This is a genomic window from Actinocorallia sp. B10E7 (genome assembly GCF_039871655.1).
Taxonomy (GTDB): Bacteria; Actinomycetota; Actinomycetes; order Streptosporangiales; family Streptosporangiaceae; genus Actinocorallia.
Genome location: NZ_JBDPLZ010000005.1, coordinates 358,511 through 376,956 on the forward strand (window position 1 = coordinate 358,511; position 18,446 = coordinate 376,956).

Annotated in this window: 19 protein-coding genes; 11 read left to right on the forward strand and 8 right to left on the reverse strand. The window is 71.8% G+C overall.

The window, feature by feature from the left end; all coding sequences use genetic code 11:
- Positions 1 to 306 precede the first annotated feature (306 nt).
- A complete protein-coding gene (locus ABGB12_RS19455) occupies positions 307 to 1,077 on the reverse strand; it encodes a DUF2249 domain-containing protein (protein WP_347679853.1) in 771 nt (256 codons plus the stop codon).
- An 81-nt stretch (positions 1,078 to 1,158) separates the two neighbouring features.
- On the opposite strand from ABGB12_RS19455, the gene ABGB12_RS19460 reads away from it, so the two are divergent.
- From ABGB12_RS19460 to ABGB12_RS19475, 4 genes are read left to right on the forward strand one after another with little or no spacing between them, the layout of a single operon-like run.
- The gene (locus ABGB12_RS19460; RefSeq protein WP_347679855.1) at positions 1,159 to 1,839 is read left to right on the forward strand and encodes a helix-turn-helix domain-containing protein; all 681 of its coding nucleotides are present in this window, start codon (positions 1,159 to 1,161) and stop codon (positions 1,837 to 1,839) included.
- A complete protein-coding gene (locus ABGB12_RS19465; RefSeq protein WP_347679857.1) occupies positions 1,836 to 2,210 on the forward strand; it encodes a hypothetical protein in 375 nt (124 codons plus the stop codon). The genes ABGB12_RS19460 and ABGB12_RS19465 overlap by 4 nt, the downstream gene beginning before the upstream one ends.
- Positions 2,207 to 4,747: a multicopper oxidase domain-containing protein gene (locus tag ABGB12_RS19470; RefSeq protein ID WP_347679859.1), complete on the forward strand. Its 2,541-nt coding sequence runs from the start codon at positions 2,207 to 2,209 to the stop codon at positions 4,745 to 4,747. Before ABGB12_RS19465 ends, ABGB12_RS19470 begins: the two co-directional genes overlap by 4 nt.
- A complete protein-coding gene (locus ABGB12_RS19475) occupies positions 4,744 to 5,181 on the forward strand; it encodes a hypothetical protein (RefSeq protein WP_347679861.1) in 438 nt (145 codons plus the stop codon). Before ABGB12_RS19470 ends, ABGB12_RS19475 begins: the two co-directional genes overlap by 4 nt.
- 26 nt (positions 5,182 to 5,207) lie before the next feature.
- Here the strand turns inward: ABGB12_RS19475 and ABGB12_RS19480 are convergent, their stop codons facing one another.
- Together ABGB12_RS19480 and ABGB12_RS19485 are read right to left on the reverse strand one after the other, a co-directional pair.
- On the reverse strand, positions 5,208 to 6,701 hold the full coding sequence (locus tag ABGB12_RS19480) for a protein kinase (protein ID WP_347679863.1): 1,494 nt from the start codon (positions 6,699 to 6,701) through the stop codon (positions 5,208 to 5,210).
- Between the two features lie 156 nt (positions 6,702 to 6,857).
- The gene (locus ABGB12_RS19485; protein ID WP_347679865.1) at positions 6,858 to 8,066 is read right to left on the reverse strand and encodes a S8 family peptidase; all 1,209 of its coding nucleotides are present in this window, start codon (positions 8,064 to 8,066) and stop codon (positions 6,858 to 6,860) included.
- Positions 8,067 to 8,330: 264 nt separating this feature from the next.
- Between ABGB12_RS19485 and ABGB12_RS19490 the strand changes: the two genes are divergently transcribed.
- The 5 genes from ABGB12_RS19490 (at position 8,331) to ABGB12_RS19510 (ending at position 10,724) form a co-directional block, all read left to right on the forward strand.
- Complete coding sequence (locus ABGB12_RS19490; protein ID WP_347679867.1) at positions 8,331 to 8,717, forward strand: DUF1330 domain-containing protein; 387 nt, start codon at positions 8,331 to 8,333, stop codon at positions 8,715 to 8,717.
- Positions 8,714 to 8,857, forward strand: a complete 144-nt coding sequence (locus ABGB12_RS19495; protein WP_347679869.1) for a hypothetical protein — start codon at positions 8,714 to 8,716, stop codon at positions 8,855 to 8,857. Before ABGB12_RS19490 ends, ABGB12_RS19495 begins: the two co-directional genes overlap by 4 nt.
- A 417-nt stretch (positions 8,858 to 9,274) precedes the next feature.
- Complete coding sequence (locus ABGB12_RS19500) at positions 9,275 to 9,703, forward strand: hypothetical protein (protein WP_347679871.1); 429 nt, start codon at positions 9,275 to 9,277, stop codon at positions 9,701 to 9,703.
- Entirely contained in the window at positions 9,697 to 9,930 is a 234-nt protein-coding gene (locus ABGB12_RS19505; RefSeq protein ID WP_347679873.1) for a helix-turn-helix transcriptional regulator, read from the forward strand. The genes ABGB12_RS19500 and ABGB12_RS19505 overlap by 7 nt, the downstream gene beginning before the upstream one ends.
- A 41-nt stretch (positions 9,931 to 9,971) precedes the next feature.
- Entirely contained in the window at positions 9,972 to 10,724 is a 753-nt protein-coding gene (locus ABGB12_RS19510; RefSeq protein ID WP_347679875.1) for a DUF4386 domain-containing protein, read from the forward strand.
- Between the two features lie 70 nt (positions 10,725 to 10,794).
- Here ABGB12_RS19510 and ABGB12_RS19515 read toward each other — a convergent pair whose 3' ends face one another.
- On the reverse strand, positions 10,795 to 11,694 hold the full coding sequence (locus tag ABGB12_RS19515; protein WP_347679877.1) for a LysR family transcriptional regulator: 900 nt from the start codon (positions 11,692 to 11,694) through the stop codon (positions 10,795 to 10,797).
- Positions 11,695 to 11,824: 130 nt separating this feature from the next.
- On the opposite strand from ABGB12_RS19515, the gene ABGB12_RS19520 reads away from it, so the two are divergent.
- Entirely contained in the window at positions 11,825 to 12,706 is an 882-nt protein-coding gene (locus tag ABGB12_RS19520; RefSeq protein WP_347679879.1) for an NAD-dependent epimerase/dehydratase family protein, read from the forward strand.
- Positions 12,707 to 13,268: 562 nt separating this feature from the next.
- Here ABGB12_RS19520 and ABGB12_RS19525 read toward each other — a convergent pair.
- The 4 genes from ABGB12_RS19525 to ABGB12_RS19540 all read right to left on the reverse strand — a co-directional run bounded on the left by ABGB12_RS19525 (position 13,269) and on the right by ABGB12_RS19540 (position 16,980).
- Positions 13,269 to 13,928, reverse strand: a complete 660-nt coding sequence (locus ABGB12_RS19525) for a response regulator transcription factor (protein WP_347679881.1) — start codon at positions 13,926 to 13,928, stop codon at positions 13,269 to 13,271.
- Positions 13,925 to 15,079 carry a histidine kinase gene (locus tag ABGB12_RS19530; RefSeq protein WP_347679883.1) on the reverse strand — a complete coding sequence of 385 codons (1,155 nt, stop codon included), beginning with the start codon at positions 15,077 to 15,079 and terminating at the stop codon, positions 13,925 to 13,927. The genes ABGB12_RS19525 and ABGB12_RS19530 overlap by 4 nt, the downstream gene beginning before the upstream one ends.
- Positions 15,076 to 15,909, reverse strand: a complete 834-nt coding sequence (locus tag ABGB12_RS19535) for a type II CAAX endopeptidase family protein (protein WP_347679884.1) — start codon at positions 15,907 to 15,909, stop codon at positions 15,076 to 15,078. The genes ABGB12_RS19530 and ABGB12_RS19535 overlap by 4 nt, the downstream gene beginning before the upstream one ends.
- A gap of 171 nt (positions 15,910 to 16,080) precedes the next feature.
- Positions 16,081 to 16,980, reverse strand: coding sequence for an SDR family oxidoreductase (locus ABGB12_RS19540; protein ID WP_347679885.1), 900 nt, complete (start codon positions 16,978 to 16,980; stop codon positions 16,081 to 16,083).
- Positions 16,981 to 17,216: 236 nt separating this feature from the next.
- Here ABGB12_RS19540 and ABGB12_RS19545 point away from each other — a divergent pair, with 236 nt between their 5' ends.
- Positions 17,217 to 18,143 carry a LysR substrate-binding domain-containing protein gene (locus ABGB12_RS19545; protein WP_347679886.1) on the forward strand — a complete coding sequence of 309 codons (927 nt, stop codon included), beginning with the start codon at positions 17,217 to 17,219 and terminating at the stop codon, positions 18,141 to 18,143.
- The last annotated feature ends 303 nt before the right edge of the window (positions 18,144 to 18,446 follow it).

Consider the following 18,446-nt stretch of genomic DNA (forward strand, 5'->3'; position numbering starts at 1 on the left):
GATCCCATTCTCGAGCGCCCGGACACGCGGGCCGGACAAGAGTCAGCGCCGGAGGGGCCCGGCGCCTACTGGTCAGCGGCGCGACGGACCGACCCTATTCCGCCGCCGGGAACGTTCCCGCGCCGACGAGCCCGCCTCCCGGCACTCCCAGAGGCGCGACGGTCCGATGCACAACGCCCAATTTAAGGCCAGTGGACGAGGCCCGCTCACGTGGTGGGGCTCTACGGCATGGGACCGCCCGCGGCTCCAACCCACATCGCGTCCTCGGTGAGGACGGTGGCGACGGCCAGGACGGGATCCGAAGGGTCAGGGCCGGCCGATGCGCACCCGCCAGACCTCCGGCCCGGACTCGACGGCCTCCCAGGTGAAGCGGCCGGCGTGCTCGGCGGCGAACTGGTAGCGGAGCGGCTTGGGGTCGTGGTCGTTGACCAGTACGAACGCCGTTCCGGGGGCCAGCGCTTCGAAGGCGGCGAAGATCTGCTCGTGGCGCTGGGCGGGGGCCAGCGCGCGGACGTCCAGTTCGCCGTCGGAGATCTCCGCCACCGCGGTCGGGCCGCCGGGGTCGTCGTGGCCGCCGCAGGTGCAGTGGTGGTGGCCCGGAGCGGCGCCGGTGATCTCGTCGGTTCCGGCGAGGAGCGCGGCCAGGTCGACGCGGGCCTCGACCAGGGCGGGCAGCAGGTCGTCGTTCTCCTTGGCGATGTGCGCCTGGAACACGGCGTCCAGGGCGGCCGCGGCGGCGCCGATCTCGCCGGGGGTGCGGGCTAGGCGCAGCGTCTCGGCCAGGCCGCGAAGCCGGACGTGCTCCTCGGTCATGGCGTTCACCAGCAGAGCGGCGGCGGGCAGCCCGGCCCCGGCCCGGTACAGGGTGTTCTCCTCGGCGATGGCGTGCGGGAGGACCTCCCGGGTGAAGTAGCCGATCAGCTCGTCCCGCGCCGCGGCGGGCGGTGTGAGCTTGTCGACGGCGTGCCGGATCGTCAGGGCGTGATCGGCGACGGTCCGGCCGAGTCGCGCGTGGTGGGCGCGGATCGCGTCGGCCGTGCTCTCCGGGGTCTCCGGGTCCTCCACGGGCATGGTCATCACGGCTTCCTCTCTGATCGGGCCGCCGGGGTTTTCACGGCCTCAGTTGTTTTTACAACGCAGATCGTGCAAAATCAAAACGTGGCTGCCGAAGACATCGACCCCAGAGCGCACCAGGTCCTGGCGGACGTGAGCCGGGTCGCCGTGCTGGAGACCCTGCGGCGGGCCGGGCATCCGCTGACCGTCCCCGAGCTCGCCGAAGCCGTCGGCCTGCACCCCAACACCGTGCGGGCCCATCTGACGCTGCTCACCGAGCACGGCCACGTCACCGCCGAACCCGAGCAGCGAGAACGCCCCGGCCGGCCCCGCGTCCTGTACTCCGCGCCCGCCCCCGCCGACGACGGGCGCCGCGACTACCGGCTGCTGGCCGAGACCCTGATCGGCTACCTGTCGACCCAGGACGGAGACCGGCGCCAGGCCGCGATCGAGGCCGGCCGCGGCTACGGCCGGCGGGCCGTGCGGCACACCGAGAGCGTCGGGGCCATCGAGGACGTCCGCACCGACGCCGACACGGCGATCCACAAGATCGTCGAGCTGCTCGCCGAGGCGGGCTTCGCCCCGCGGGCGACCGCCGACGGCACCCGCATCGAGCTGCACCACTGCCCGTTCCGGGAGCTGGCCGAGACCGACGCCGACGTCGTCTGCGGGGTGCACCTGGGCATCATGCGGGGCGCCCTCGCCGAACTCGGCGCCCCGGTCGAGGCGGTCCGGCTGCTGCCGTTCGTCCAGCCCGACCTCTGCGTCGCCGAGCTGCGGCGATGACCACCGTCGCCGTCCGCCGGCTCCCCGCGCTGCTGGGCGCGGGACCGGCCCTGGCGGCCGGGGTGTGGGGCGGGCCGGCGCTGCTCGGCCTCGGCGTCCCGCTGCCCCGCCAGGCCTTCGCCGCGCAGCACGGGCCGCTGATGGCGCTCGGTTTCCTCGGCACGCTGATCGCCCTGGAACGCGCGGTCGCCCTGGGCCGGACGTGGGGGTACGCCGCCCCCGCGCTCGGCGCGCTCGGCGCCGTCGCCTTGGCCGCCTTCGTCGCGACCGCCGTGGTCACCGCGATCCGGAAGCCCTCGCGCCCCGTCAGGACCCCCCGGGCACAGGCCGCGCGGAGTGCCCGGCCCGCGTCACCGAAGGAGCCGTCATGAGCTCACCAGTACTGGACGTGAAGACACGACCGGAACCGCCTTCGTCCGCGCCGTCGCCCCGGACGGCCTGGCATGCCCGGGCCAACGCGATCGTGCTGGGCTGGCTGGCTCTGACCTTGGTCGCGATGGCGGCGCGCGGCGTGCTGGATCTGCCGCGCTGGCTGCTCGTCCACCTGTTCCTGCTGGGCGCGGTGACCAACGCCATCGTGACCTGGACCGAGCACTTCGCCACCGCGCTGTTGCGCCTGCCGCCCGCCGGGCCGAGGTGGGTCGCGGCCCGGCCGGTGGCGCTGAACGCCGGGATCGCCGGTGTGCTCGGCGGCTCGCCGGCCGGCCTGCCCTGGCTCGCGACGGGCGGTGCGGCGGTCGTGGTGGGGGTCGTCGCCGCGCACGTCGGCCTGCTGGCCGTCCGGTCCCGCCGGGCGCTCGGCGGGCGGTTCGCACACGTGCTCGGCTGGTACGTCTGTTCCGGCGGGGCCCTGGTCGTCGGCGGAACGCTGGGCGGAGTGATGGCCTCCGGCCTGGCCCCGGAGTCCTGGCATGAGCGCATCGAGGCCGCGCACGTCCACGCCAACGTGCTCGGCTGGGTCGGCCTGGCGGTGCTCGGCACGCTGTTCACCCTGTGGCCGACCGTGCTGCGCACCCGGATGGTCGAGGACGTCGGCGCGGTGGCCCGCTGGGCGCTGCGGCTCGCCGTGCCCGGCCTGGCGGTGGCCGTGGGCGGGCTGCTGGTCGGCGCGGGCCCGGCCGCCGCGGCGGGGCTGGCGCTGTTCACCGGGGCGGTGGTGTTCTCGCTGGTCCCCTTCGTCCGTACCGCCCGGCAGCGGCGCCCGCACAACCCGGCGGCGTGGATGCTCGCGGCCGGGACGTGCTGGTTCGTCGTGGTCCTCGCCGCCGACCTCTTCATCGTCGCGACCCGGCCGCCGGACGAGGTCGCCGCCGGGTTCGAGACGCTGCTGCCGTTGATCCTGGCGGGCTTCGTCGCGCAGATCCTGGTCGGGTCGCTGACCTTCCTGCTGCCGGTGGTGCTGGGCGGGGGACCGGCGGGCCTCAAGCGGTCGGCCGCGCTGCTGGAGCGCGGCTGGATCATCCGGCTCGCCCTGGTCAATGCGGCGGTGCCGTTCACCCTGCTGCCCTGGGCGTCACGCGCCGCGTGGGCGGCGGTGGCGGCGGCGTACGCCGGGTTCGTGGCGCTCGCCGCGGTCGCGGTGAGCCGGAAGCTGCGGCCGTCGCCGCCGGTGCTGGGCATCGGGGTGGGCGCCGTGCTGACCGCGCTGGCCGTGGTGTTCGCGGTGAGCGGCCCGACCGGGCCCGCCGTTCGGACGGTCGAGGGCGGCGGCGTCCAGACCGTCCAGGTCACGCTCTCGGGGATGCGGATCAGCCCCGGCACGATCGAGGCACCGCGCGGCACCCGTCTGGTGCTGAAGGTGACCAACCGGGACGCCCAGCCGCACGACCTGCGGCTGGCCACCGGCGAGCAGACGCCGCTGCTGAGCGCGGGCGAGAGCGCCACTCTGACGCTGCCCCCGCTGACCGGCCCGGTCGAAGGCTGGTGCACCGTCGCCGGGCACCGCGCCGCCGGGATGACCATGCAGATCAAGGTCACCGGCGACCCGGCCGCGACGCACTCGGACCACTCACAGCATTCCGGGATGAACGTGATGGACGGTTCGGCGCTGGACCTGGCCGCGGACCCGAGCCCGTCCTGGAAACCGTACGACGCGGCGCTGCGCCCCGCCCCCGGCGGCACCGAGCACAAGGTCGAACTGCACGCCACCGAGGAGAAGCCGGAGGTCGCACCCGGCGTGGAGCAGGAGATGTGGACGTTCGGCGGCGGCGTCCCCGGGCCGGTGCTGCGCGGGAAGGTCGGCGACGTGTTCACCGTGACGTTCGTCAACGACGGCGCGATGGGGCACGGCATCGACTTCCACGCCGGATCGCTGGCCCCCGACGTCCCGATGCGCACCATCCAGCCCGGCGAGCGGCTGACGTACCGGTTCAAGGCCGAACACGCCGGGGCCTGGCTGTACCACTGCTCGACCATGCCGATGCTCCAGCACATCGCCAACGGCATGTACGGCGCGGTGATCATCGACCCGCCCGATCTTCCCGCGGTGGACCGCGAGTACCTGCTGGTGCAGGGCGAGCTCTACCTCGGGACGGTCGACGGCCGGGCGGCCGGGATGCGCGAGGGCAAGGCGGACGCCTGGATGTTCAACGGCATGGCCGCCGGCTACGACCACGCCCCGCTGCCCGCGAAGGCCGGGGAGCGGGTGCGGATCTGGGTGGTGGCCGCGGGACCCGGTTCCGGGACCGCCTTCCACATCGTCGGGGCCCAGTTCGACACGGTCTACAAGGAGGGCGCGTATCTGCTGGAGCGGGGCGGCCCGGGCGGCGCCCAGGCGCTCGACCTGTCCGCCGCGCAGGGCGGCTTCGCCGAGACGGTCTTCCCCGAACCGGGCCGCTACCCCTTCGTCGACCACGACATGCGCCACGGCGAGGCCGGCGCCCACGGCCTCTTCGAGGTGACCCGATGACGCTGTGGACGGCCGTGCGGTTCCTGCACGTGATCTCGGCGGCCCTGTGGGTCGGCGGTCAGCTCACCGTGTCCCTGGTGCTGCTGCCGATAGCCAAGCGCTCACTGCCGGTCAGCACCCGCGCCCAGGTACTCCAGGGCGTGGGCCGCCGGTTCGGCATGTTCACCGGGGCGTTCTTCCTGCCCGTGCAGATCGGCACGGGCATCGCGCTGGCCGTGCACAAGGGCGTCACCTGGGAATCGCTGGCCCACCCCGGCTACGGCCGCATCCTCGCCGCCAAGCTGCTGCTGTTCTGCGCGGTGATGATCGCCGCCACCCTGCACGGCTGGGCCAACCGCCACCACAGGACCTCCTTCGCCCGGAGCATGGCCATCGCTTCCCTGGTCGGCTCGGTCGGCATCGTCCTCCTGGCCACCGCCCTGCCGGCCACCTGATCCGCCGCCTCGGGACGTGCTCCGGGCTACGGGTAGGAGACGCAGGTGGTGCCGTTCGCCCGGACGTTGGGTTCACCGGGAAAACGCCAGCGGCATACGGCCGTGACGTCGGTCGTCGTCGAGCCCTTGCCCTGGCAGGTGAGAGCGCCGTTGAGGTAGAAGTACACCGGGTAGCCGTGGGCCGAGCAGTACTGGGCCATGTCCTTCGTGGTGACGGTGCCGAGCGTTTTCGGGTCCGCCGGGGGCGGCTGGTTCACCGGAGGAGGCTGGTCCGCCGGGGGCGGTTGGCTCGTCGAGGAGGACGGCTTCGGAGAGGACGGCTTCTCGGCGGCAGGGGATTCGGTGCTGCCCGGTCTCGGTGTGCCGTCCGGGTTTCGAGGGCTGTTCCGGTTCTTCGGGGTCTTGGACGCGCGGGGCGTCTTCGTGGGAGAGGGCATCGCGACGGCCTGTTCCCCCTCGGGGACCGCGGGGTCCGACGGCTTGAGGGTCACACTGGGGGAGGTCCCCGACAGCTCGGCGGACTGCTGCGGTCGGAGGGTCGGGACGGCGAAGTAGACGACTCCGACCAGTACCAGCATGGCCAGGGCCGCGGCGCTGATCCGGTTGCGGTGCCGGTGCCCGCCCGGCACCGTCGGGTATCCGCCGGAGCGCTCCCGCTCGTCGTCACGGGGGCCGGGAGAGGGAACGACGCCGTTCTGCCATGCGGGTGCCGGCAGGGCGCGAAGCCGGTCGCCGACCTCGACGGCGGTGGGGCGCTTGGCCGGGTCCTTCTCCAGACAGGCGCGGACGATCGCCTCCAACCGGCCGTCCAGGCCGTCCAGGTGCGGTTCGCCGTGGAGGACCGAGTACATGACGGCGGAGAACGACGCGCCGCCGAAGGCGGTCTTCCCCGTGGCGGCGTAGGCCATGGTCGCTCCCCAGGCGAACAGGTCGGCCGCCGGACCGGTCTCCTCTCCCCGGAGGTGTTCGGGTGCCGTGTAGCCGGGGGTGCCCACGGCCTGGCTGCCGGTGAGCGACTGGCTGAGGTCCAGGGCGCGGGCGATGCCGAAGTCGATCACCACCGGGCCGTCCGGGCCGAGGATCACGTTGCCCGGCTTGAAGTCGCGGTGCACCACGTCGGCCCGGTGGATCGCGGCCAGCGCCGTCACGGTGTTGAGGGCCAGCCGCTCCAGGGCCGCACCGCCGCGGATCCCGGAGTCGCGCACCGAGGCCTGCAGCGACGGGCCGTCGACGTATTCACTGACGAGGTAGGGCCGGCCGTCCAGGACGCCGCTGTCGAGCACCTGGGCCGTGCAGAACGGGGCGACCCGCTTGGCGAGTTCCACTTCGTCGAGGAAGCGGGTGCGGGCGGCCTCCTGGATGATCAGGTGGGCGTGCAGGAGCTTGACCGCCACCCGTCGGCCGTTCTCGTCGCCGCCGAGGTAGACGGTGCCCTGGCCGCCGGCGCCGAGCCGGCCTTCGAGCCGGTAAGGGCCCACGCTCACCGGATCCGTCGGCAGGAGTGGCGACAGTCCGGCCACACGTCCTCCAGAGATCAAGAACCCCATGTTCCTCTTCATTTCCGACGCCGATCCGGTGGGGGTGACCGTCGCGGCGACAGGTGTCCGCCCTGCCGTCCGGGGTGACACGGACGGCAGGGCGGACACCGGGAGTGCGGGGGCCTGCGGCCCTTCGCGTCACAGACCGCCGGTGTTCAGGAGCAGGTTCGGGGTCGGCCCGGGGGTGTTGTTGCCGTTGACCACTCCGGGGGTGGCGTTGTCGGTCAGCCAGGTGCCGATGGTCGTGGAGGGGGCGTCGCCGTATGTGGCCTTGTAGAGGGCGGCCACTCCGGCGACGTAAGGCGCGGCGAATGAGGTGCCGCCCCACGTTCTGTAACCGCCGCCCGCCTTGGGTATGTCGACGTTGGAGCCGGGCGCGTAGATTTCGACGCAGGTGCCCCAGTTGGAGAAGGGAGCCCTGGTGTCCGTGCTGTCGGTCGCCCCGACGGCGAAGGCGCCGAGCGCGTCGGCGGGAGACTGGGTGCAGGCGTCGACGTCGGAGTTGCCGGCGGACGCCGCTACGAAGACCCCTTGGTCCGAGAGTCCGTTGACGGCCATGCGGATCCAGCCGCTGAAGACGGCGTTGAACCAGGGGTCGCTGATGAAATTGCTGGAGATGTTGGCCACCGCCGGCTTTTGGTGGTTATCGGCCACCCAGCTCACCGCATTGATGAACCTGTCGACGGTGAGACCGCTGCCGCAGGCGTTGAGACGAACGGACAACAGGTTGGCCTGCTTGGCCACCCCGTAGCGTTCGCCGCCCACGACTCCGGCGACCCCGGTGCCGTGTGCGAGGCACTCATCGGTGAGGTTTCCGCCGTGGGGGTCGTACACGGTCGAGGCCCGTCCACCGAAGTCGGGATGGCTGGTGTCGATGCCGTCATCGATGATGTAGACGTTCACTCCGGCACCGGTGGAGTTCGCGGTGAAGGTGCCGTCCAGCGGGAGAGCGGCCTGGTCGATGCGGTCGAGCGCCCAGCCGGGATCCGTCTGGACCGCCGACGCCTCCGCCTTCGCGGGCGCGTTTCGAATGATGACGTTCTGGGCGATCTGCACGACCCGGGAGTCGCTGCGGAGAAGTTCGAGCTGCCGGTGCGAGAGCCGCGCCGCGAATCCGTTGGGCGCGTGGGACCACCGGGACATCGTCTGCCTGACGCGGGCGCGTGACAACACGGCGTCCACCGAGGCGCCGTCCTCGACCTTGACCAGGTACTCGCCCGGCCGGGCGATCTCGGCGGGCGCGTACTGTACGTCGATCCGGGGCGCGGGCTCGGCGGAGGCGGGAAGCGCGGTCGCCGCCGCCAGCGCGAGGGCCGCCATGGGCAGCACGAACGAAGACCTTCTCACTGGAATCCTCTCGGGGGGTGGGCCGGAGACACCGGCAGGAGGAGGAGCGTCCGAGCGTCGCAGTTCTCGATGCCACCGTCAAGTAGACATTCTTGTATATGTAAGAACCGTCGCGCCGCCACACGCTGTCGGCGATGAACCGTCCCGCCTCAGGCGCGTGGGCGCGGATTGTGGTGCCGCACAGTCTTCGGCCTCCCCGTTGCGCTGAAAGCAGCGGGATTTCTAGCCTTGGCGTTCCCGAAAGCGTGAGAAAGAGGGCGGCCGGTGGCAGTCAATCCGCGAGAAGAGGACTTGAAGCGCTTCGTGGCGGAAGACCCCGGCGGGCCGGTGGTCATGCTCAACCTGCTGCGCTTCGCCCCGGACGGTGAAGCCTCGTACCAGGAGTACGCGCGGCGCACCGGACCTTTCCTGAAACGCCATGGGGGCAAGGTCCTGTACGCCGGCCAGGGCTCCACGGCGCTGGTCGCCGAGGACGGCCAGGACTGGGACGCCGTTCTCGTCGTGCAGTACCCGAGCCGTGAGGCGTTCCTCCGCATGGTCGCCGACCCGGAGTACCACGAGGTCACGGCGCTGCGGACCGAGGCGCTGTCCGAAGCGGTCCTCCAGGCCACCATCCCCTGGCAGACGTCCGCAAAGGCGTCGCCAGGGTGACCCTCACCGTCGCCGACGAGATCACCCGCACCCTCAAGCGGTTCTCCGGCGTCCGCCGGGTGAAGGTCTACGACCCCTCCGGCCGCACCGAACGCCCCTCGGTCCGGTCCGGCTCCATCCCGGCCTGCCTGGAGCCCTGAGGCGAAGGCCGCCGAGCACGGGCTCGCCGCCGACGGCGAGCCCGGCCATGACCTCGCGCGGCAGTTCCGCACGCGTGACGCCCCGCAGTCCCACCGCGGCCCGGCGCGGTACCCCGCTGGTCAAGCAGGTCTCCCAGCCCCTTGCCGGGCAGCACGGCGCCGATCACCAGCAGCGGTGCCCCCGGACAGATCTTGATCCACGGCACGGCCGCCGACGGACCGCCTTCCGCGTCAGACCGACCGCCTCGCCCACCCGGTCATCTGCGGGGAGAGGCCACACGGCGGACTCCCGGCATGAAGCCGTCGGGCCGGCCTCGCAGCGCCGGTGCCCGCGAGTGGCAATGTCAAATTTTCTAGACATGAGGTCAATCATCGCTTACCTTGGTGATGTCAAAGATTTCTTACATGGAGGCCGGTGTGACCCATGAGGAGAAGCGCGCGTGGATCATGCTGGTCGTCAGCGCGGTCGCGTACGCGACGTATGTGATCATCGTGATGGGCCGGGCCGGGGGGCGTCCGCCGACCGAGGTGCCCTATGCGGCGGCCCTGTTGTGGACGGTCGGCGGGGCGATCGCGGCTTCGATCGCGGCTGAGATCGGGATCGGTGTGGTGAGTCCTCGGGCTTCGCGGGTCAAGGACGTGCGGGATCGGGAGATCGGGCGGCTCGGCGAGCACGTCGGCCAGTCCTTCGTGATCGTGGGGGCGGTCGCGGCGATGCTGATGGCGATGGCCGGGTGGGACCGGTTCTGGATCGCCAACGTGATCTATCTCTGCTTCGTGCTGTCGGCGGTCCTCGGGTCGATCGCCAAGGTCGTCATGTACCGCAGGGGTCTGCCGCAGTGGTGAAGCCGACCCGCATCACGAACTCGATCCGCGCGCTGCGCTTCGCCCGCGGCGAGATGACGCAGGCCCGGCTCGCCGAGCTCATCGGGGTGACCCGCCAGACCGTCATCGCCATCGAGCAGGGGCGCTACTCGCCGTCCCTGGAGATGGCCTTCCGGATCGCCCGGGTCTTCGGCGTTCCGCTCGAGGAGGTGTTCCAGTACCCCGATCCGCCGGACGAGCCGACCTGACGGCGCGGCGCGACCGAAACGATCAGCTTTGGGAGATGGACATGACGACCACCGACACCGGACCAACGCTTCGCAGGGCGGCGACGGCCGCGGGTTTCGGCCTGCTGGGCATGACCGTACTCGCGGCCTGGAGCTTCTCGACCTTCAACGATCTGGTGGTGGACGCGGACGCCGCGAAGACCGCGCGGAACATCGTCGATCACGAGTCGAGGTTCCGGGCGCTCACCGGCGGCTTCCTGATCGTCGCGGTGCTCGACGTGCTCGTCGCCTGGGCCCTCTACGCGCTGCTGACCCCGGTCGGCAGGCACACCGCGACGTTCTGCGCGTGGCTCAGGGTGACGTACGCCGCCGTCTTCGCAGCGGTACTGATCGACCTCCTGGTCGCAGTACGCCTCCTGACCGACGGCGGCTCACCGGACGCGTTCACCGCCCGGCAGTTGGAGGCGCAGGCTCTGACGGCGGTGAACGCCTTCAAGGACGGCTGGGACGCCGCGCTGGCGATCTTCGGCCTTCATCTGCTCGTCCTCGGCCACCTGGTCTACAGATCGCGTTTCATCCCGAGAACGCTCGGCGTCCTGTTGATGATCGCCGGTGCCGGCTACGTCGTCGACGGCGCGGGCTCGATCCTCTTCGCGGACTACGACGCCGACGTCGCGAGGTTCACCTTCGCCGGAGAGGCGCTCCTCATGGTGTGGCTGCTGTGGAGAGGCTCACGTTCACCCGCCTCAGGAAGGCACGAAACCACCATCCGGGATGATTCCCTCGAAGCTTCGGCGACCGGCTCCTCCGCATGATCGGCGCCACCTTCTGGTGGGTGCTTGTCCTGCTCGCGCCGGGACCCTTTTCGCCCGGTCGTGAGAACTCTCAGTAATGGTCGCGCTGGACGACGTGGTCATCGACCAGGTCCATGAAGGCGAGGGTCGCCCGGGTCGGTGCCGAGATGTTGAGCCGGGCCACGGCGAGCGTCCAGGTCGCGGCCGGCGGGTCGAGATCGACAGGCACGACGCGGGCTCCGGCCTCCGCGGCGAGCGGGGGGACGAGGGCCAGGCCGATCCCGGACTCGACGTACGCGGGAATCGCGCTCAGGTCACTGACCTCGACCGCGATGGTCCGGGTGATACCGGCGCGTCGGAAGTCGTTGTCGGACCGGTCCCGGTTGCAGAAACCCGGGGGGAGGTCGATGAAGGCCTCGTCGGCCACGGTCGCCGGGGCCACCCGCTCACGCCCGGCCAGCGCGTGGTCCGCGGGGACGAGCAGGCGGGGCTGGAAAGTGGCGATGGGGTGCAGGTGGACGTCGGGGATGCTCGAAGTCTGAACGCCGACGAACGCGACGTCGAGGGCGTGCGAGCGCACACGCCGCAGGAGTCCCTCGGTGCCCGCGGCGTCGACACTGAGGCTGAGGCGGACTCCGGGGTATCGCTCCCGGAAGTCGCTGACCAGCGCCCGGACGTCGACCGCGGTGAGACCTGAGAGCGTGCCGACACGCAGGCTGCCGGTGATGCCGGCGCGGAGACCGTCCACCGCCGCACGGGCCTGGTCCAGCGCGTCGAGGGCACGTCGCGCCTCCGGCAGCAGCGTCCTTCCGGCCTCGGTGAGGGAGACCCGCGTGGTGCTGCGCTCGAACAGCGGCGTTCCGAGCTGCTTCTCCAGCGCCCGGATGCTCGCCGAGACCGTCGACTGCACCGCATGGGTGCGCTGGGCGGCCCGGGTGAAGCTGAGCTCCTCGGCCACCGCGACGAAGAACTGCAACTGACGTTGTTCCACGAAGCCAGCGTAGAGCAGTCATCGCCGACGGCGATGAACGAGATCGAAGGTATTCGTTTCCCTCGAACACTCGGCGCGTCGATCATGGGAGGAGCACGACTCACCCCTCACTTCCAGGAGTAAGCAGCCCATGAACATCTTCCTGACCGGCGCGACCGGCTACATCGGCTCAGGAGTGCTCTCCGCCCTGGTCCAGGCCGGGCACTCCGTCACGGCCCTCGTCCGCGACGAGAAGAAGGCCGAGGCGGTACGGCGCGACGGCGTCACGCCCGTCGTCGCCGACATGCGCGACCGCGACGTGGTCCGCCGCCTCGCCGTCGAGGCCGACGCCGTCATCGCGACCGCCTCACCGGGTGATGAGACGAGCGCCGCCGCCGACACCGACTTCGCCGAAGCCGTCCTGGAGGGCCTGCGTGCCGGCGGCACCTTCGTGCGCACCGGCGGTCTCTGGGTGCACGGTTCCGGTGACGACATCACCGAGGACACCCCGATCGACGCACCGGGCCTCGTGGCCTGGCGTCAGGAGCTCGACGAACGCGTCCTGGCGGCACCCGGGATCCGTTCCCTGCTGGTCGAGCCCGGCATCGTCTACGGCCGCGGGGGAGGCGTCCCCAACGTCGTGGCGTCCGCCGCGCAGACCGGTGACCCCGCCGCGCTGGTCCTCGTCGGTCCGGGCACGCAGCACTGGACCACCGTCCACGTCGACGACCTGGCAGAGCTCTACGTCGCCGTCCTCGAGCACGGCGAGACGGGCTCGCGCTTCCTGGGCGTCAGCGGCCAGAACCCGACGACCCGCGAGCTGGGCGAGGCCGCCAGCCGCCGCCGTGGTCTCGAAGGCCGCGTAGTGCCCGAGGAAGGCGCCACGACGATCGAGCGGCTCGGCGCGTTCGGCGAGGCGCTCCTGCTCGACCAGCAGGCCACCGGCGAGAAGACCCGCAGGCTTCTCGGCTGGAAGCCGTCCCGGCCGTCGCTGGTCGAAGAGATCGCAGCCGGCGGCTACGACCCGGCCTGACCCGCCGGGGCGGGCCGAGAGCCGGGCTCCGGCCAGGCGCGATGATCACGAACGGTGCCGGTACGGGGCGGAGGACGCTCGATCGACGGTTCCCGGCCTTCACAGTCGCACCGGCGCGTTGGCGAGATAGAGGTGGGCGTCGTAGTCGGCGGCAGCCTACCGAGGCGGTCCGCAACCGGTGGAGTCCTCGATGATCGCGTCCGAGGCCCCATCGGCGACATCTGCCGCATTCGCGTTCCCTGACCCGTGTCGGGCCGGTGCCCGGTCGTTGGACGGGGCATCGGTCACACAGGTTCGAATCCCCGGCGGGAAGCGGTCCGCGTGGCTGCACGATCACAGCGCTCTCCGTCCTCGCCCTGTCGACGAACGGCCCCCTCCGCAGCCCCGCCGACGCCCCGGCATCACGGTCCTGCTCGCCATGCGCCTGCCCGTCGGTGCCATCCTCATCCTCAGCCTGCTCCGTGCCTCCGCCCGCACCCGTCCGCAGGACCGTCTCCAACCGCAGGACCGCTGACGCCGGCGCTCGCCCCTGAGCGGTCCCTCGTGCGGCAGGAGGAGACCTTCAGGTGGCCAGGCCGTTGCGGTAGGCGTAGACCACCGCCTGGACGCGGTCGCGCAGGTCGAGCTTGGTGAGGATGCGTGAGACGTACGTCTTGACGGTCTCCTGGCTGATCACCAGGGTCGCGGCGATCTCGCCGTTGGACATGCCGTCGGCGATGAGGCGCAGGACCTCCAGCTCGCGCGGAGTCAGCGGGATGCCGTCCGGAGTGTCCTCGGCGGGGCGGATCCGCGCCGCGTACCTGCCGACGAGTTTGCGCGTCACCTCGGGGGCCAGCAGCGCGGCGCCCGTCGCGACGGTGCGGATGCCGTGCAGTAGCTGCGCCGGCGGGGCGTCCTTGAGCAGGAAGCCGCTCGCGCCCGCGCGAAGCGCCTCGTACACGTACTCGTCCAGGTTGAACGTCGTCACCACGAGCACCTTGACGGGACGCTCCACCCCGGCGCCGGCCAGCAGGCGGGTCGCTTCGATGCCGTCGAGCACCGGCATGCGCACGTCCATCACCACGATGTCCGGGTCCAGCCGGCGGGCGAGGTCGACCGCGGTGCGGCCGTCCCCGCACTCGCCCACCACCTCCAGGTCGGGCTGCGCGCCGATGATCGTCGAGAACCCGGTGCGGATCAGCGCCTGGTCATCGCAGATCAGGACCCGGACCGGCGCGCTCACGACGGGCTCCCCGCGGGGATGCGGGCCCGCACCACGAAGCCGCCGTCCGTCCGCTGACCGGCGCTGAACTCGCCGCCCAGGGCGTCGACCCGCTCGCGGAGCCCGGAGAGGCCCCGTCCGCTCCCGCCGGGCGAGCCCGACCGCGAGCCGGAGCCGTCGGTGCCGACCTCCACGAGGATCTCCTTCTCGCCGTAGCGCACGCGGACCGAAGTGCGGCTGCCGTGGGCGTACTTGAGGGCGTTCGTCAAGGATTCCTGCACGACCCTATAGGCGACGAACTCGGCGCTGCCCGCTGTTTCCGCGGGCTCGCCCTCCTCGCTGAACTCCACCGGCTGACCGGCCTGGCGCGTCTGGTCCACGAGCGTGTGGAGCTCGCCGACGGACGGCGTCCTGACGTCGGTGTCGTGGTCGGGGGCGAGCAGGTCGAGCAGGTGCCGCAGGTCGGAGATGGCCCGCCGCCCGGTGTCGGTGACGGCGCTCAAGGCCCCGTCGAGGCGGTCGGGCGCGGCGGTCAGGTAGCGCGCCGCCTCGGCCTGGACGACCATCGCCGTCACGTGGTGGGTCACCACGTCGTGGAGCTCTCGGGCGATGCGGGTGCGTTCGGCGGTGCGGGTGGCCTCGGCGATGTGCCGACGCCGTTCGGCCTCGGCGGCCCGGGTGGAGCGCAGCCAGGCCCCGATGCCCCAGGAGAGGACCAGCGCCAGGTAGAACAGCGCGTACTCCTCCGGCGTCTCGTTCGCGCCGAGCCGTTCGAGCGCGACCACCAGCGGCGGGTACGCCGCCGAGAGGAGGACCGCGGCGACGCGGCGGCGATGTTCCAGATAGGCCCCGGCACTGACAAGTGCGATGGGCAGCGCGGTGCTCGCCACTGTGTGGTAGGAACGCAACTGGTCGAGGACGAAACCGGCCGACACCAGGGCCACGCAGACGGCCGGCCAGCGCCGGCGCACCGCGAGCGGAAGACACTGGAGGGCGACCACCACGACGGCGAGGGCGTCGAAGGGCCGGGCGGGCAGGTCGCCGAACTGCGTCCCGCCGCCCTGGAACGAGGGAAGGAACGACGCGGCGGCCAGCAGCAGCGCGAACGGGGAGTCCCGGACCGTGACGTCGCACCGCCGCCACAGATCCGGGACCCGACGGAGATCGATCACTGCGCGAGCCTAGCCACCGCGTCGACCCGGGCGCCGCGCCGCAGAGGGACCAGGTTGCCGCGACGGCGCGCCAGCCACAGGAACACGACCGTCAGCAGCAGCCCGAACCCGACCGCGTACGGGCTGGCCTCCGGCCCGAACTCCCCGCCGGTGAGCAGCGCCGGCCCCGACGTCACCCCGTTCAGCAGCCCTTCGGTCTCGCCGTTGCCGGACACCTCGGTGCCGAAGACGCCTGCCGCGGCGAAGTTCCAGCCGAAGTGCAGCCCGATCGGCACCCACAGCGTGCGGGTCGCGGCGTAGGCGGCGGCGAGCATCCCCCCGGCCTCGATCGCGATCGCGATCGCACCCCACAGGCTCGCGTGCTGGTTGGCCAGATGCGACAGGCCGAACAGCAGCCCGGTCAGCACCAGCGCCGACCACGTGCCGACGCGCTCCTCGACGATCCGGAACAGGATGCCGCGGAAGATCAGTTCCTCCGACACCGCGGCGGCCGCCATGAATCCGAACAGCGCGCCCGCCCCCGCCAGGGAGCCCGGCCCGTCGATCCGATAGCCGCCCATGAACGCGATGTTCGCGATGACGGCCGCGAACATGCCGACCCCGATCAGCACCCCCCGCCCGGTGGCGGCGACGGCGCCTTTCGCAGCCACCTCCACCGGCGCACGGCGCTCGGACCACCGCACCGCCCACGCGTACGCGACCACCAGAAGACCGGCCACCGCGACCCCGAGGACCAGCGTGAGAAGCGCGTTCCCCTCCACCGCCGCCACACCCGCACTACCGGCGAAAGCGACCACGAATACGGTCACGAGCTGCTTCAACAGTCGCACGACGACTCCTTCTCGATCCCCGCGACCGGACCGCCGCGGCTACGTCGAGAACGCTACGAACCAAGCCCCTTCCGAATCATCACCGCACAGTGGACACTCCTCTGTAGCTCGCACGGGGGACAGACACCGTTGCGAATTCGACGATGCGTCGCCGCGAGCGCCCCACCGGACTCACGGTGTGAAGTAGTGGCCTTCGTCGAGGTCGGCGAGCAGATCGGGGTGTTCCGGCCGCCATCCCAGGAGCCGCCGGGTCAGCGAGCCGGACGCCGGGTTGTCCGCTGAGACCGCGAAAGAGAGCCAACCGAAGTGCTCCCTCACCTGCTCCGGCGGAATGTCGACGACGGGGAGCCCCAGGTGGCGGCCGATGGTCTCGGCGATGTCGCGGAAGGCCACGCCCTCGTCGGCGGCCCCGTGCCAGCGTGAGCCCGCCGACGCCGTCTCCAGCGCCAGCCGGTACAGCCGGACCGCGTCCAGGGTGTGGACCGCGGGCCACCGGTTGGCGCCTTCTCCAGGGTGAGCGGACACACCGGTACGCCGGGCGATGTCGATCAGGGTGGGGATGAAGCCGCGGCGATCGAGCGAGCTGTGCACGGTCGGCGCGAGGCGGACGATCGAGGACCTGACCCCGCGCCGGGCCAGCGCGACCGCGGCCTCCTCCGCCGGGACCCGGTGCGCCGCCGGCCCCGCGGGATCGGGCGCGTCCTGCTCGGTGCCGACCCGTCCGGGCGGGAGCACCAGTGTGCCCGACGTGCCCACGAAGGGCTTGCCCGAGCCGGCCAGCGCGTCGCCGATCGCGTTGATCGCGCGGAGGTCGATCGCGGCCGGGTCCACATGCGCCGGTGCGTCGTGGACATAGGCCAGATGGATGACGCCGTCCGCCTCCGCCGCGGCCTCCCGCAGCACGTCCAGGTCGTCCAGGGTGCCGCGCCGGACCTCTGCGCCGACGTCCCGCAGCGCGTCGGCGGAGGCGTCCGAGCGGGCCAGGCCGACGACGGCATGTCCCGCCGCGCGGAGTTCGGGGACGAGGGCGGACCCAATGTGGCCGCTCGCGCCGGTGATGAAGACACGCATGAGTTCACTTCTTTCTCTTCGGTGCCGGGGGTCAGAGCTGGGAGCCGCCGCCGTCCGCGGCGAGTTCGGCAGGGGCCCATGCGCGGCAGCTCACGGGGCCGGGCCGCGGGTCATGGAGCGCAGTGCCGCCTTGCCCCCGGCTGGACGACATCGAGTCAACAGCCATCCGAGCCGGGCGTCTAAGTCCTGTTCCGCACCACGTCATGCGGAATCGGCATAACGCGTAGGGTGGTGGCGTGCCTGAGGAGACCTCGCCCGCTCCGTCGTCCGATCCCTCCCCGGACCTCGATCTGAGGCTGGTGCGGTACTTCACGGTCGTCGCCGAGCACATGAACTTCGCCCGCGCGGCGGCGGCGCTGCACGTCGCACAGCCCTCCCTGAGCCGCCAGATCCAGCGGCTGGAGGACGTCCTCGGGACGCGTCTGTTGGAGCGCACCACCCAGGGCAGCAGTCTCACCGCGGCGGGCGAGGCGTTCCTTCCGCAGGCGCGGGCGCTCCTGCATTCCGCCCGGCAGGCCGTGCTCACCGCGCGTGCCGCCGCGCCGCCGCGCACGATCACCGTCGGATACGTCGAGGACCTCGTCATCACCTCCGCGGTGCGGGACCTGCGCCGCCGCCATCCCGCCGCCAACGTCCGCACCCGCCACCTGGACTGGAACGAGGCCCGCGCCCTTCCCGACCGCCGGGTCGACGCGCTCGTCGCCCGGACGCCCCTTCCGATCCCGACCGACGGCCTGGACGTGACCGTCCTCTACGACGAGCCCCGGGTGCTCCTCGTGCCCGCCTCCCACCGCCTCGCCGGCAAGGAGTCGGTCACCTCGCGCGACTTCGCCGACGAACCCCTCGTGGCCTGCGTCGGCGTGGCCGAGGCGTGGAGCGGGTTCTGGCGGCTCGAACCCCGCTCGGGAGGCGACCCGGCTCCGCTCGGCCCCGTGGTCGTCGACACCTTCGAGGACAAGCTCGAACTAGTCGCCGACAGCCGGGCCATCGCCGTCGTGCCCGCCTATGACCGGCGCTGCACACTCCGAGACGACCTCGTCACCGTCCCCGTCGACGGAATCGAACCCTGCCAGGTGGCCGTCTTCACCCGCGCCGGCGACCGAAACCCGCTCGTCTCCCACTTCCGGGAATCCGCGAAGAGCCTTCTCACCCGCGGCACCTGACGCCCGCCGCCCGGCCGCCCGCGACAGGCTCAGAACAAAGAAGCGGGGCAGATCATGATCTGCCCCGCTTCTTCATAACTTCTTGCGAAGTGTCCGAGGGGAGAGCGCGATCATTTACACATGCCCCCGCCTACCCCATCGGCGACATATGCCGCATTCGTGTTCCCTAACCCGCGTTGGGCCGGTACCCGGTCACCGCGTCGGACATCGGCCACATGGGTGGGAATCCCTGGGGAAACGGTCCGTACGGCTGGACGGCAGCTCTCAGTCGGATGGTCAGGGACGCGTCCAGGGCTTTGGTGA

Bases quoted from the DNA above. Each gene is read 5' to 3' on its own strand.
- ABGB12_RS19475 (WP_347679861.1), top strand. From the start codon at position 4,744: ATGACGCTGTGGACGGCCGTGCGGTTCCTGCACGTGATCTCGGCGGCC.
- ABGB12_RS19455 (WP_347679853.1), bottom strand. From the start codon at position 1,077: ATGACCATGCCCGTGGAGGACCCGGAGACCCCGGAGAGCACGGCCGAC.
- ABGB12_RS19470 (WP_347679859.1), top strand. From the start codon at position 2,207: ATGAGCTCACCAGTACTGGACGTGAAGACACGACCGGAACCGCCTTCG.
- ABGB12_RS19540 (WP_347679885.1), bottom strand. From the start codon at position 16,980: ATGCGTGTCTTCATCACCGGCGCGAGCGGCCACATTGGGTCCGCCCTC.
- ABGB12_RS19510 (WP_347679875.1), top strand. From the start codon at position 9,972: ATGACGACCACCGACACCGGACCAACGCTTCGCAGGGCGGCGACGGCC.
- ABGB12_RS19465 (WP_347679857.1), top strand. From the start codon at position 1,836: ATGACCACCGTCGCCGTCCGCCGGCTCCCCGCGCTGCTGGGCGCGGGA.
- ABGB12_RS19520 (WP_347679879.1), top strand. From the start codon at position 11,825: ATGAACATCTTCCTGACCGGCGCGACCGGCTACATCGGCTCAGGAGTG.